Annotated in this window: 11 protein-coding genes; 8 read left to right on the top strand and 3 right to left on the bottom strand. The window is 64.1% G+C overall.

Annotated features, from left to right (window positions below; translation table 11 throughout):
- Positions 1-104: 104 nt before the first annotated feature.
- Positions 105-1,205 (top strand): glycine betaine monooxygenase reductase subunit, encoded by a 1,101-nt coding sequence (gene gbcB / locus ACSSVC_RS01175; protein ID WP_346633158.1) that lies wholly within the window; start codon positions 105-107, stop codon positions 1,203-1,205.
- Positions 1,206-1,275: 70 nt separating this feature from the next.
- Here gbcB and ACSSVC_RS01170 read toward each other — a convergent pair whose 3' ends face one another.
- From ACSSVC_RS01170 to ACSSVC_RS01160, 3 genes are all read right to left on the bottom strand, one after another.
- On the bottom strand, positions 1,276-2,103 hold the full coding sequence (locus ACSSVC_RS01170; RefSeq protein WP_346633157.1) for a nitrilase-related carbon-nitrogen hydrolase: 828 nt from the start codon (positions 2,101-2,103) through the stop codon (positions 1,276-1,278).
- The gene (locus tag ACSSVC_RS01165) at positions 2,100-3,545 is read right to left on the bottom strand and encodes a purine-cytosine permease family protein (protein WP_492611918.1); all 1,446 of its coding nucleotides are present in this window, start codon (positions 3,543-3,545) and stop codon (positions 2,100-2,102) included. Before ACSSVC_RS01165 ends, ACSSVC_RS01170 begins: the two co-directional genes overlap by 4 nt.
- Positions 3,546-3,809: 264 nt before the next feature.
- Positions 3,810-4,850: a threonine aldolase family protein gene (locus ACSSVC_RS01160; protein WP_346633155.1), complete on the bottom strand. Its 1,041-nt coding sequence runs from the start codon at positions 4,848-4,850 to the stop codon at positions 3,810-3,812.
- A gap of 100 nt (positions 4,851-4,950) precedes the next feature.
- Between ACSSVC_RS01160 and ACSSVC_RS01155 the strand changes: the two genes are divergently transcribed.
- From ACSSVC_RS01155 to purU, 7 genes are all read left to right on the top strand, one after another.
- Positions 4,951-5,691, top strand: coding sequence for a TraX family protein (locus tag ACSSVC_RS01155; RefSeq protein ID WP_492611917.1), 741 nt, complete (start codon positions 4,951-4,953; stop codon positions 5,689-5,691).
- 312 nt (positions 5,692-6,003) lie between these two features.
- Complete coding sequence (locus ACSSVC_RS01150; protein WP_346633153.1) at positions 6,004-7,257, top strand: serine hydroxymethyltransferase; 1,254 nt, start codon at positions 6,004-6,006, stop codon at positions 7,255-7,257.
- 23 nt (positions 7,258-7,280) lie between these two features.
- On the top strand, positions 7,281-8,531 hold the full coding sequence (locus ACSSVC_RS01145; RefSeq protein WP_011063903.1) for a sarcosine oxidase subunit beta family protein: 1,251 nt from the start codon (positions 7,281-7,283) through the stop codon (positions 8,529-8,531).
- Positions 8,532-8,545: 14 nt separating this feature from the next.
- Positions 8,546-8,848, top strand: a complete 303-nt coding sequence (locus ACSSVC_RS01140) for a sarcosine oxidase subunit delta (RefSeq protein ID WP_492611916.1) — start codon at positions 8,546-8,548, stop codon at positions 8,846-8,848.
- Positions 8,845-11,862 (top strand): sarcosine oxidase subunit alpha, encoded by a 3,018-nt coding sequence (locus ACSSVC_RS01135; RefSeq protein WP_404937812.1) that lies wholly within the window; start codon positions 8,845-8,847, stop codon positions 11,860-11,862. The genes ACSSVC_RS01140 and ACSSVC_RS01135 overlap by 4 nt, the downstream gene beginning before the upstream one ends.
- Positions 11,863-11,998: 136 nt before the next feature.
- Complete coding sequence (locus tag ACSSVC_RS01130) at positions 11,999-12,631, top strand: sarcosine oxidase subunit gamma (protein ID WP_492611915.1); 633 nt, start codon at positions 11,999-12,001, stop codon at positions 12,629-12,631.
- Positions 12,632-12,697: 66 nt separating this feature from the next.
- Entirely contained in the window at positions 12,698-13,555 is an 858-nt protein-coding gene (gene purU / locus ACSSVC_RS01125; protein ID WP_041752650.1) for a formyltetrahydrofolate deformylase, read from the top strand.

Raw genomic sequence — 13,555 nt, 5'->3', positions numbered from 1 at the left:
GCTGGTCGCGATAAGCATGTGAATGTCGCAGATAGGTAAATGGGCGCGAGAAGCCTTACGCAGAATCGCTGACAAGACGCCGACAGTCGGCCGTGGAGAACAGCATGTCCAACACCTTCCTCAACCCGGTAACCACCCAGACCTGGGCCAATGGCCGTCACATCGTCCGTTGCGTCAAAGTCATCCAGGAAACCTGGGATGTGCGGACCTTCTGCTTCATGGCCGACCAGCCGATCATGTTCTTCTTCAAACCGGGGCAATTCGTCACCCTGGAGCTGGAAATCGAAGGCCAGCCGGTGATGCGTTCCTACACCATTTCCAGCTCGCCGTCGGTGCCCTACAGCTTCTCGGTGACCATCAAGCGCGTGCCCGGAGGCAAGGTTTCAAACTGGCTCCACGACACCCTGCACGAAGGCCAGGAACTGGCGGTGCACGGGCCGGTGGGGTTGTTCAACGCCATCGATTTCCCCAGCCCGAAAGTGCTTTATCTCAGCGGTGGCGTCGGCATCACCCCGGTGATGTCCATGGCGCGCTGGTTCTACGACACCAACGGCAACGTCGACATGGTGTTCATCCACAGCGCCCGCTCACCCAAAGACATCATTTACCACCGCGAGCTGGAACACATGGCGTCGCGGATCGACAACTTCAGCCTGCACCTGATCTGCGAGAAACACGGTCTGGGCGAGCCCTGGGCCGGTTATCGCGGTTACCTGAACCACAAGATGCTGGAGTTGATGGCCCCGGACTTCCTTGAGCGGGAAGTGTTCTGCTGCGGGCCGACGCCCTACATGAGTGCGGTCAAGCGCCTGCTGGAAGCCGCCGGTTTCGACATGGCGCGTTACCACGAGGAATCCTTCGGTGCGACCCCGGCCGAAGCCCGGGCTGACGCCGTGGAGCATGCCGAACAAGCCGCCGAAGCGCCGGAAGTGGATATTGCCGACCTGCATCAGGTGGAGTTCACCGCTTCCGGCAAGAGCATCCGCGTGGCCCCGGGAGAAACCGTGCACGCGGCGGCGGCCAAGCTTGGTCTGATGATTCCCAAGGCCTGCGGCATGGGCATCTGCGGCACCTGCAAGGTGCTCAAGCTGGGCGGCGAAGTGGAGATGGAACACAACGGCGGGATCACCGAGGAGGACGAAGCCGAAGGCTACATCCTGTCCTGCTGCAGCGTGCCCAAGGGCGATGTGCGTGTGGAGTTCTGATCGCCGGCAAGCCGGCTCCTACACCCGTTTCCTGTAGGAGCTGGCTTGCCAGCGAACAAGGGCAACCCGGTTACTGATACAACGCCGGACGCCGATCCAGGTGCACGTGGTTATGTTCACTGATGGACTTGTGCCAGGCCTGGGCCAGGTCCAGATCCGCCAGCAGCAGTTGCTCCCGGCTCTCCCGATCCTTGCCCGCCAACGGATAGCCATCGGCATCGACTATGGTCGAGCCGCCCACCCAGTTCACCCCGCGCTCCTCGCCACAGCGATCGCAAGCGGCAACGAACATCCGATTGACCGCCGCATTGGCCTGTACCCGAACCATCTCCGCCGGCCGTTCGCTCACCGGGCGCGGGCCGTCCGGCCAGTTCACCGGCGCGCACAGCAGCGCCGCCCCGGCCAGGGCGGGCAGGCGCACCCACTCGGGGAACTCCAGGTCGTAGCAGATCATCATGGCAATCGGCCCGAAGCGCGTGGCCACCACCGGTGGCGGCTCGTCACCCGGGGTGAAGATCAGGTTCTCCTGATCCCACAAGTGGGCCTTGCGGTACACCGTCAGCGTTCCTTCCGGCTCTATCAGGGCGGCGCTGTTGGCCACCCGATCATCGTCCAGGCGCTCGCAGAAGCCGCCGACAATCACCACCTGCAGCTCTTGGGCGAGACTTTTCCACAGGCTGAGGGTCGGCCCGTCGAGGCGTTCGGACAGCGCCAGGGCTTCGGCCAGACCGCTGAACACGTAGCCGCTTTGCACCAGTTCCGGCAGCACCACCACCTGGGCGCCGCGGGCGGCGGCCTGGCGGATGGCCTCGGCGCTGAGGGTGCGGTTGTAGTCCAGGTCGCCGATCCGTGGTGCCAGCTGCTGGCAGGCCACTTTCAGGGATGTCTGGGGGATCATTGCGCGCCTCCTTCCAGTTGCTGTTCGCTGGCCTGGATGGCCAGGCGTTCCGCTTCCAGGTCCAGGTTGCGGGTCAGGGCCCAGTAGACCAGCCCGGCCACCGCCAGGCCAATCACGAAGGCGATGTCGGCGCCGCCCAGGGCCTGGGACAGCGGGCCCCGGTAGAAGCTCAGGGACATGAACGGCACCATCGCCAGCAGGCCGAGGAAATACGCCAGCAACCCGGCGCTGGACCAGCGGCCATAGATTCCGGCGGGATTGAAGATGTGGCTGATGGCGTAGCGGCCTTTGCGCACCAGGTAGAAGTCCGCGAGGTTGACCGCGGTCCAGGGCACCAGGAAATACAGCATCAGCAGGACAAAGGTGTTGAAGCTGCCCAGGTAGCTTTCGGGAATGTTCATGGCGATCAGGAAGATCACCACCGCCACCAGCAGGATGCCGGTCACCCGGCTCTTGAGGTTGGGCTTGATCGACTTGAAGCCGTCGACGGCGCTGATGCCGGTGAGCATGGCGCCGTAGCAGTTGACCGCCATGATGCCCACCAGTGCCGGCACCGCGATCAGTACCGTGAAAGTACCGAAGCCGGGAATCAGGCGGTTGCCCACTTCGCGCACGCTGGCGATGGCATCGGGGGAGGGCAGGGCCGAGGCCAGGAAGGCCCCCAGGGACATCAGCCACAGGGCCGAGCCGGCGGCGCCCAGGTAGGTCCAGAAGATCACCTGGCGCGATGGCGTCTGGTGCGGCAGGTAGCGCGAATAGTCGGACACGTACACCGAATAGCTGATCTGGTAACCGGCGGCGGCCGACAGTTGGATCAGGAATGCCGACCAGGAAAAGTGCGGGTCGGCCAGGGCCGAGTCGGCCTGCAGGGTCAGCAGAGCGCTGACGGTGAGCACCGCGAATACGCTGATCATCACGTAGGTCAGCCAGCGTTGCACGGTGTGCAGCAGGTCATGGCCAACCACCGCGATCAGCACCGCCAGGGCGATCATCAGGGTGTACCAGGGCGCCCGGGCGCCGGGGATCACTGTATTGATGGCGTCGGTGGCGAGGATCACGTTGAACACGTTGAAGCCGATGTAGACGAACACCACCGCAGTGAATGGCACGATGGCGCCCCGCAGGCCGAACTGGGCGCGGGACTGGATCATCTGCGGCAGGCCCATGCGCGGGCCCTGGTTGGCGTGGAAGGCCATGCAGAAGGTGCCCAGGCACACGCCGATGACGATTGCCAGGATGGCGTAGTGCAGACTCAGGCCCAGGGCCGCGCCGGTGAAGCCGGTGACCATGGTGGTGAGTACGAAGTTGCCGGTGAACCAGAAGGGCCCCTGATGCCAGACCTTGCCGTGGCGTTCATGGCGCGGCACGTAGTCGATGGAACGGGTTTCGATCGCAAGGCCCGGAGGATGGGCTTTCTCGGTGACGCAAGAAGAGGTCGTCATGGGCTACAGCCTTGTTTTTATAGGTCGACCCCGGAGTCTCGGACAAACGCAGCGGTTGTTGAATCAGTGGCGGCAAATAATCAGTTCAGGAATTTGTGAACTGATGAGGGGGACTTGCTGGCAAAGGCGTCGGCGAGATCGGCACCCGGGTTGGGGGCCTCTTCGCTGGCAAGCCAGCTCCTACGGGAGCGGAGAGGGCGCGGGCCCTTGTAGGAGCCGGCTTGCCGGCGAAGGCGTCGGCGGGATCGACGCCTGGCTTGTGGGTCAGGCGCTCATCACGGTGCGGATGTCGGCTGCCAGTTCGCGCACGCGCTCTTCTTCGGTGTCCCAGGAGCACATGAAGCGCGCGCCGCCTTTGCCGATGAAGGTGTAGAAGCGCCAGCCCTTGGCGGTCAGCGCGGCAATCGCCGGTTCCGAGAGCTGCAGGAACACGCCGTTGGCCTGCACCGGGAACATCAGCTCAACACCGGGAATGTCCTCCACCAGCTTGGCGAGCAGTTGCGCGCAGTGGTTGGCGTGGCGGGCGTGCTTGAGCCAGGCGTCGTGTTCCAGTAGGCCGACCCAGGGCGCCGAGAGAAAGCGCATTTTCGAGGCCAGTTGGCCGGCCTGCTTGCAGCGGTAGTCGAAGTCTTCCGCCAGCTTGTGGTTGAAGAACAGGATCGCTTCACCCACGGCCATGCCGTTTTTCGTGCCGCCAAAGCACAGCACGTCCACCCCGGCCTTCCAGGTCAGATCCGCCGGGGTGCAGCCGAGGAAGGCGCAGGCGTTGGAGAAGCGTGCGCCGTCCATGTGCAGGTTCAGCCCCAGTTCCTTGCAGGTGGCGCTGATGGCACGGACTTCTTCCGGGGTGTAGACGCTGCCTACTTCAGTGGCCTGGGTCAGGGTCACCACTCGCGGCTTGGGGTAGTGGATGTCCTGGCGCTTGAGGGCGATTTCGCGGATCGATTCTGGGGTCAGCTTGCCGTTCTGGGTGCCGGCGATCAGCAGCTTGGAACCGTTGGAGAAGAACTCCGGTGCACCGCATTCGTCGGTTTCGACGTGGGCGGTTTCCGAGCAGATCACGCTGTGGTAACTCTGGCACAGCGACGACAGGGCCAGGGAGTTGGCGGCGGTGCCGTTGAAGGCGAAGAACACTTCGCAGTCGGTTTCGAACAATCTGCGGAAATGATCCGAGGCGCGAGCGGTCCACTGATCGTCGCCGTAAGCGCGCTCGTGGCCGTGGTTGGCCTGCTCCATGGCGGCCCAGGCTTCAGGGCAGATGCCGGAGTAGTTGTCGCTGGCGAATTGTTGGCTCTTGTCGGTCATGGCCGGCTCCGTGGTCGATGATGGTGCGCACTTTACCCAAGAATAATGGCCCAGCACACGCTCTGTTTATGCCGGAATAATGCATGGCCCATAAGGATTTATGCGTGAAGCGATGCTGAAAACCGACAACGGCCGGCGCGATGGGGCGCTGGATGCGCTGAAGTGGCTGGCGCTGCTGAGCATGGTTCTCGATCACCTGCGTTATGTAGGCCTGAGCCTGGACTGGCTGTATGTGCCTGGGCGCCTGGCATTTCCCTGGTTCTGCCTGGCAATGGCGGTGAATCTGATGCGCCTGGGCGAGCGCGAAGGGCGCCCGTCCGGGCAATGGCGCTACCTGGGCTGGTTGCTGCTGTTCAGCGGGCTCAGTGAGATTCCCTATCGCCTGTTTGTTCCTGATCCCGACACCTTGAATGTATTGCCGACCCTGGCCCTGGGGCTGCTGGTGGCCCGGGGCTGGCAGCGGCCCGGGGGGCTGGCGTTGGCGCTTGGCTTGGCGGCCCTGCTGTTGGCGCTGGGGTTTTCCCGCTGGCTGATGTTTGGTGCGTTCGGGGTGTTGCTGCCGTTGGCCCTGGTGCTGGTGCTGCGTCGGTCCTGGTATTTCAGCCTGTTGCCGGGGGCCTTGTGTCTGGCGGCCAACCAATGGGAAACCTTGTTCCCGGCGGCGCGCCTGGGCAATTGGGTGGCGACCTGCGGTATTGCCGCTTGTCTGTTGGCGCCACTGTTGGGGCTGATGCTGCTGCGGGTCTTGCGCGGTTGCCCGGCGCCGGCGATGCGGCGTTGGGCGTATGGGCTGTATCCCCTGCATTTTCTTCTTCTGCTGGCCCTGCGCGCCTCCTTGTAGGAGCCGGCTTGCCGGCGAAGGCGTCCGTCGGATTTGTGTCTGGCTTGAGGGCCTGTTCGCTGGCAAGCCAGCTCTTGCGGGGGAGGGGCGTGGCGGGGCGGGGGAGGGACAGGCCCGATCCAGAGCCGTTGGCGGGTGGCGCGGGCAGGCATTTGTCCGTGGGCGCCAGGGCATGTCGTAAACGCACCTTTGTGTGGCGTCCATAGGCATTTGAGTTCCCCTTGCCGGTCATACCATCGCATCCAAAGGGCACAGCTTTAAGGCTGGCCTCACCGAGACGAAAGGCGCACCGCCGCCGCTGGGAGAGACGTGATGTTCAGCAAGCAAGACCAGATCCAGGGTTACGACGATGCACTGCTGGCGGCGATCAATGCCGAGGAACAACGCCAGGAAGATCACATCGAGCTGATCGCGTCGGAGAACTACACCAGCAAGCGGGTGATGCAGGCGCAAGGCAGCGGGCTGACCAACAAGTACGCCGAAGGCTATCCGGGCAAGCGCTACTACGGTGGCTGCGAGCATGTGGACAAGGTCGAGGCCCTGGCCATCGAGCGTGCCAAGCAGCTGTTCGGTGCCGACTACGCCAACGTCCAGCCGCATTCCGGTTCTTCGGCCAACAGCGAGGTGTACCTGGCCCTGCTGCAGGCCGGCGACACCATCCTCGGTATGAGCCTGGCCCATGGCGGCCACCTGACCCACGGCGCCAAGGTGTCGTCCTCGGGCAAGCTGTACAACGCCGTGCAGTACGGTATCGATACCCGCACCGGGCTGATCGACTACGACGAGGTCGAGCGCCTGGCCGTTGAACACAAGCCGAAGATGATCGTCGCCGGCTTCTCGGCCTACTCCAAGACCCTGGATTTCCCGCGCTTCCGGCAGATCGCCGACAAGGTCGGGGCACTGCTGTTCGTCGACATGGCCCACGTCGCCGGGTTGGTCGCCGCTGGTCTGTATCCCAACCCGCTGCCCTATGCCGATGTGGTCACCACCACCACCCACAAGACCCTGCGCGGTCCCCGTGGCGGCCTGATCCTGGCCAAGGCCAACGAAGAGATCGAGAAGAAACTCAACGCTGCGGTGTTCCCGGGTGCCCAGGGCGGTCCGTTGATGCACGTGATCGCCGCCAAGGCGGTGTGCTTCAAGGAAGCGTCGGAGCCGGGCTTCAAGGCCTATCAGCAGCAAGTGATCGACAACGCCCAGGCCATGGCCGGCGTATTTATCAAACGTGGCTACGATGTAGTGTCCGGCGGCACCGACAACCACCTGTTCCTGGTCAGCCTGATTCGTCAGGGCCTGACCGGCAAAGATGCTGATGCCGCCCTGGGCCGTGCCCACATCACCGTGAACAAGAACGCCGTGCCCAACGACCCGCAGTCGCCGTTTGTGACGTCCGGCCTGCGCATCGGCACCCCGGCGGTCACCACCCGCGGATTCAAGGTCACCCAGTGCATTGAACTGGCTGGCTGGATCTGCGACATCCTCGACCACCTCGGCGATGCCGACGTCGAGGCCAATGTCGCTCGCCAGGTGGCGACCCTGTGCGCTGATTTCCCGGTTTACCGCTGAGAGCCGCAACTGGAGCAATGACTATGCAACGCTATTCGGGCTTCGGCCTCTTCAAGCACTCTCTCAGCCACCATGAAAACTGGCAGCGCATGTGGCGCACGCCGACCCCGAAGAAAGTCTATGACGTGGTCATAGTCGGCGGTGGCGGGCACGGCCTGGCGACCGCCTACTACCTGGCCAAGGAACACGGCATCACCAACGTCGCGGTGGTGGAAAAAGGCTGGCTGGGCGGCGGCAACACCGCGCGCAACACCACCATCGTGCGTTCCAACTACCTGTGGGACGAGTCGGCGCAGCTTTACGAGCACGCCATGAAATTGTGGGAAGGCCTGTCCCAGGACCTCAACTACAACGTGATGTTCTCCCAGCGCGGGGTCTACAACCTGTGCCACACGCTGCAGGACATCCGTGATTCCGAGCGTCGGGTGAGCGCCAACCGCCTCAACGGCATCGACGGCGAGCTGCTCAACACCCAGCAGGTAGCGGACGAGATCCCTTACCTGGACTGCTCGAAGAACACCCGCTACCCGGTGCTTGGCGCCACGGTCCAGCGCCGTGGCGGCGTGGCCCGTCACGATGCCGTGGCCTGGGGTTTCGCCCGGGCCGCCGACGCCCTGGGCGTGGACCTGATCCAGCAGACTGAAGTCATTGGCTTTCGCAAGGAAAACGGCGTGTGCATCGGCGTCGAGACCAACAAGGGCTTTATCGGCGCCAAGCGCGTCGGAGTGGTCACGGCCGGTAACTCCGGGCACATGGCCAAGCTCGCGGGCTTCCGTCTGCCGATCGAATCCCACCCGCTGCAAGCGCTGGTGTCGGAGCCGATCAAACCGATCATCGACAGCGTGATCATGTCCAACGCGGTGCACGGCTATATCAGTCAGTCGGACAAGGGCGATCTGGTGATCGGTGCCGGTATCGACGGCTGGGTCGGCTACGGCCAGCGCGGCTCCTACCCGGTGATCGAGCACACCATCCAGGCCATCGTCGAGATGTTCCCGGTTCTCTCCCGAGTGCGCATGAACCGGCAGTGGGGCGGCATCGTCGACACCAGCCCGGACGCCTGCCCGATCATCTCCAAGACGCCGGTGCCGAACATGTTCTTCAACTGCGGTTGGGGCACTGGTGGCTTCAAGGCCACCCCGGGCTCGGGCAACGTGTTTGCCGCCAGTCTGGCCAAGGGCGAGATGCATCCTCTGGCCGCTCCTTTCTCCATCGACCGTTTCCACAACGGTGCGCTGATCGACGAACACGGCGCTGCTGCGGTCGCCCACTAAAAGGACAAATACCTATGTTGCATATCTTCTGTCCTCACTGCGGCGAACTGCGCTCCGAAGAGGAATTCCACTCGTCCGGCCAGGCGCACATTCCACGGCCCCTGGACCCCAACGCCTGCACCGACGAGGAGTGGGGCGACTACATGTTCTTCCGCGACAACCCCCGCGGCCTGCACCACGAGTTGTGGATTCACGCCGCCGGTTGCCGCCAGTACTTCAACGCCACCCGCGACACCGTCACCTACGAAATTCTTGAAACCTACAAGATTGGCACCAAACCGCAGGTCACCGCCAAGGCTGCTGGAGAGAAGGTATGAGCCAGACCAATCGCCTGTCCAACGGCGGACGCATCGACCGCAACAAAGTCCTCACCTTCACCTTCAACGGCCAGACCTACAAAGGCTTCGAGGGCGACACCCTGGCCTCGGCCCTGCTGGCCAACGGTGTGGACATCATCGGTCGCAGCTTCAAGTATTCCCGGCCCCGGGGCATCTTCGCCGCGGGCTGTGAAGAGCCCAACGCGGTGCTGCAGATCGGCGCCACCGAAGCCACCCAGATCCCCAACGTGCGCGCTACCCAACAGGCGCTGTACCAGGGCCTGGTGGCCACCAGCACCAACGGCTGGCCCAGCGTCAACAACGACATGATGGGGATTCTCGGCAAGGTCGGCGGCAAGCTGATGCCACCGGGCTTCTACTACAAAACCTTCATGTACCCGCAATCGTTCTGGATGACCTACGAGAAGTACATCCGCAAGGCCGCGGGCCTGGGCCGTTCGCCCACCGAGAACGATGCGGACACCTACGACAACATGAACCAGCACTGCGACGTGCTGATTGTCGGCGGCGGCCCCGCCGGTCTCGCCGCTGCCCTGGCCGCTGCCCGTAGCGGCGCCCGGGTGATCCTGGCCGACGAGCAGGAAGAATTCGGCGGCACCCTGCTGGACAGTCGCGAAAGCCTGGACGGCAAGCCGGCGGTGGAGTGGGTGGCCAGCGTGGTCGCCGAACTCAAGTCGCTGCCGGATGTGTTGCTGCTGCCACGGGCCACGGTCAACGGCTACCACGACCATAACTTCCTGACCATTCACGAGCGTCTCACCGATCACCTGGGCGACCGTGCGCCGATCGGCCAGGTGCGCCAGCGTATCCACCGGGTTCGCGCCAAGCGTGTGGTGCTGGCCACCGGCGCCCACGAGCGGCCGCTGGTCTACGGCAACAACGATGTGCCGGGCAACATGCTGGCCGGTGCCGTGTCCACCTACGTGCGCCGCTACGGCGTGGCCCCGGGCAAGAAGCTGGTGCTGTCCACCAACAACGACCATGCCTACCGCGTGGCCCTGGACTGGCTCGACGCCAGCCTGCAAGTGGTGGCCATCGCCGATGCGCGGCACAACCCCCGCGGCGCTCTGGTGGAAGAAGCCCGGGCCAAGGGCATCCGCATCCTCACTTCCAGTGCGGTGATCGAAGCCCGTGGCAGCAAACACGTGACCGGCGCGCGCATAGCGGCCATCGACGTCAAGGCGCACAAGGTCACCAGCCCTGGCGAATGGCTCGATTGCGACCTGATCGCCAGCTCCGGCGGCTACAGCCCAGTGGTGCACCTGGCTTCGCACCTGGGCGGCAAGCCGGTGTGGCGTGAAGACATCCTCGGTTTTGTGCCCGGTGAAGCGCCGCAGAAACGCGTGTGCGTCGGTGGCATCAACGGCGTCTACAGCCTCGGCGACACCCTGGCCGATGGTTTCGAGGGCGGTGTACGCGCCGCCAGCGAAGCCGGCTTCCAGAGCGTGGAGGGCGTGCTGCCCAAAGCCCTGGCCCGCCTTGAAGAACCGACCCTGGCGCTGTTCCAGGTGCCCCATGAAAAAGGCACTGCTCGGGCGCCGAAGCAATTCGTCGACCTGCAGAACGACGTCACCGCCGCCGCCATCGAACTGGCGACCCGCGAGGGCTTCGAGTCGGTGGAACACGTCAAGCGCTACACCGCCCTGGGCTTCGGTACCGATCAGGGCAAGCTGGGCAACGTCAACGGCCTGGCCATTGCTGCCCGCTCGCTGAACGTCAGCATCCCGCAGATGGGCACCACCATGTTCCGTCCGAACTACACGCCGGTGACCTTCGGCGCCGTGGCCGGTCGTCACTGTGGGCACATCTTCGAGCCGGTGCGTTTCACCGCGCTGCATGCCTGGCACGTGAAGAACGGCGCCGAGTTCGAAGACGTCGGCCAGTGGAAGCGCCCTTGGTACTTCCCGAAAAACGGCGAAGACCTGCACGCCGCGGTCAAGCGTGAATGCCTGGCCGTGCGTGACAGCGTTGGCCTGCTGGACGCCTCGACCCTGGGCAAGATCGACATCCAGGGCCCGGACGCCCGTGAATTCCTCAACCGCATCTACACCAACGCCTGGACCAAGCTCGACGTGGGCAAGGCCCGCTACGGCCTGATGTGCAAGGAAGACGGCATGGTCTTCGACGACGGCGTCACTGCCTGTCTGGCCGACAACCACTTCCTGATGACCACCACCACCGGCGGCGCGGCTCGCGTGCTGCAGTGGCTGGAGATCTACCAGCAGACCGAATGGCCGGATCTCAAGGTGTACTTCACCTCGGTCACCGACCACTGGGCCACCATGACCCTGTCGGGCCCCAACAGCCGCAAGCTGTTGAGCGAAGTCACCGACATCGACCTGGACAAGGACGGCTTCCCGTTCATGACCTGGAAGGAAGGCCTGGTGGGCGGCGTGCCGGCGCGGGTGTTCCGTATCTCCTTCACCGGCGAGCTGTCCTACGAGGTCAACGTCCAGGCCGACTACGCCATGGGCGTGCTGGAGCAGATCGTCGAGGCCGGCAAGAAGTACAACCTGACCCCCTATGGCACCGAGACCATGCACGTGCTGCGGGCCGAGAAGGGTTTCATCATTGTTGGCCAGGACACCGACGGTTCCATGACCCCGGACGACCTGAACATGGGCTGGTGCGTGGGCCGGACCAAGCCGTTCTCGTGGATCGGCTGGCGCGGGATGAACCGTGAAGACTGCGTGCGCGAGGAGCGCAAGCAACTGGTGGGGCTCAAGCCGATCGACCCGACCCAGTGGCTGCCGGAAGGCGCGCAACTGGTGTTCAACCCCAAGCAGGCGATTCCCATGAGCATGGTCGGTCACGTGACCTCCAGCTACGCCCACAACTCCCTGGGTTATTCCTTCGCCCTGGGCGTGGTCAAGGGCGGCCTCAAGCGCCTGGGCGAGCGGGTCTTCGCGCCCCTGGCCGATGGCCGGGTGATCGAGGCGGAAATCGTTTCTTCGGTGTTCTTCGACCCCAAAGGCGATCGTCAGAACATCTAAGGCACAACACGGTTCACGTAGGAGCCGGCTTGCCGGCGAAGGCGGCCTCAGGGCCGGCACAAGGCCCAAGCGCCTCTTCGCCGACAGCCGCCCCCACAGGGCTGGCGTTATCAACAGAATTCAGGACAGGTGCTCTATGACCGCAGTCAACGTTTACCAACAGCGCCCTACCAGCGGGGCCAAGGCCGAGTCGTCCTTGCACCACGCCGACCTGCCGAGCCTGGTGGGCAAGGGCCGCAAGAACGCCGGGGTGATCCTGCGCGAGAAAAAACTCCTCGGCCACCTGACGATCCGTGGCGACGGCCACGATCCGGCCTTCGCCGCCGGCGTGCACAAGGCCCTGGGTATCGAATTGCCGGGCGCCCTGAGCGTGGTGGTCAACGGCGACAGCAGCCTGCAATGGCTGGGCCCGGATGAGTGGTTGCTGATCGTGCCCAGCGGTGAAGAATTCGCCGCCGAGCAGAACCTGCGCGCAGCCCTGGGCGACCTGCATATCCAGATCGTCAACGTCAGCGGTGGCCAGCAGATCCTCGAACTGTCCGGCCCCAACGTGCGTCAGGTGCTGATGAAGTCCACCAGCTACGACGTGCACCCGAACAACTTTCCGGTGGGCAAGGCGGTGGGCACGGTGTTCGCCAAGTCGCAGCTGGTGATTCGCCGTACAGGCGAAGACACCTGGGAACTGCTGGTACGCCGCAGCTTTTCCGATTACTGGTGGATGTGGCTGCAGGATGCCGCCGCTGAATATGGCCTGAGCGTGCAGGACTGAACCCAGCTTGGCTTGGTAGAGAATCGACCGCGCTGCGGTTGCCCCAACGAACAGGAGTTACTGCCCATGAGCCGCGCCCCCGATACATGGATTCTCACCGCCGATTGCCCCAGCGTGCTCGGCACGGTGGACGCGGTGACCCGCTTTCTGTTCGAGCAGGGCTGCTACGTCACCGAGCACCATTCCTTCGATGACCGGCTCTCGGGCCGCTTCTTCATTCGCGTGGAATTTCGCCAGCCCGACGGCCTCGACGAACAGGGCTTTCGCGATGGCCTGGCGCAGCGAGCCAAGGCCTTCGAGATGAACTTCGAACTGACCGCGCCACACTACCGGCCGAAGGTGGTGATCATGGTCTCCAAGGCCGACCACTGCCTCAACGACTTGCTCTATCGCCAGCGCATCGGCCAGTTGCCCATGGACGTGGTGGCGGTGGTGTCCAACCACCCGGACCTCAAACCCCTGGCCGACTGGCACCAGATTCCCTACCACCACTTCCCCCTCGACCCCAACGACAAGCCGTCCCAGGAGCGTCAGGTGTGGCAGGTGATCGAGGACTCCGGTGCCGAACTGGTGATTCTTGCCCGCTACATGCAGGTGCTGTCGCCGGAGCTGTGCCGCAAGCTCGATGGCAAGGCGATCAATATCCACCACTCCCTGCTGCCGGGTTTCAAGGGCGCCAAGCCTTATCACCAGGCCTACAACAAGGGCGTGAAACTGGTGGGCGCCACCGCGCACTACATCAACAACGACCTGGACGAAGGCCCGATCATCGCCCAGGGCGTGGAAGTGGTGGACCACAGTTACTACCCCGAAGACCTGATTGCCAAGGGCCGGGACATCGAAGGCCTGACCCTGGCCCGGGCGGTGGGTTATCACATCGAACGGCGGGTGTTCTTGAACGGCAACCGCACGGTGGTGCTCTGA

This window comes from Pseudomonas sp. E1BtOHC1 (genome assembly GCF_058744285.1).
The sequence above is the reverse complement of the archived record's forward strand: the minus strand, read 5'-3'. Positions and strand labels throughout refer to the sequence as shown.

Bases quoted from the DNA above. Each gene is read 5' to 3' on its own strand.
- gbcB (WP_346633158.1), top strand. From the start codon at position 105: ATGTCCAACACCTTCCTCAACCCGGTAACCACCCAGACCTGGGCCAAT.
- ACSSVC_RS01170 (WP_346633157.1), bottom strand. From the start codon at position 2,103: ATGATCCCCCAGACATCCCTGAAAGTGGCCTGCCAGCAGCTGGCACCA.
- ACSSVC_RS01165 (WP_492611918.1), bottom strand. From the start codon at position 3,545: ATGACGACCTCTTCTTGCGTCACCGAGAAAGCCCATCCTCCGGGCCTT.
- ACSSVC_RS01160 (WP_346633155.1), bottom strand. From the start codon at position 4,850: ATGACCGACAAGAGCCAACAATTCGCCAGCGACAACTACTCCGGCATC.
- ACSSVC_RS01155 (WP_492611917.1), top strand. From the start codon at position 4,951: ATGCGTGAAGCGATGCTGAAAACCGACAACGGCCGGCGCGATGGGGCG.
- ACSSVC_RS01150 (WP_346633153.1), top strand. From the start codon at position 6,004: ATGTTCAGCAAGCAAGACCAGATCCAGGGTTACGACGATGCACTGCTG.
- ACSSVC_RS01145 (WP_011063903.1), top strand. From the start codon at position 7,281: ATGCAACGCTATTCGGGCTTCGGCCTCTTCAAGCACTCTCTCAGCCAC.
- ACSSVC_RS01140 (WP_492611916.1), top strand. From the start codon at position 8,546: ATGTTGCATATCTTCTGTCCTCACTGCGGCGAACTGCGCTCCGAAGAG.
- ACSSVC_RS01135 (WP_404937812.1), top strand. From the start codon at position 8,845: ATGAGCCAGACCAATCGCCTGTCCAACGGCGGACGCATCGACCGCAAC.
- ACSSVC_RS01130 (WP_492611915.1), top strand. From the start codon at position 11,999: ATGACCGCAGTCAACGTTTACCAACAGCGCCCTACCAGCGGGGCCAAG.
- purU (WP_041752650.1), top strand. From the start codon at position 12,698: ATGAGCCGCGCCCCCGATACATGGATTCTCACCGCCGATTGCCCCAGC.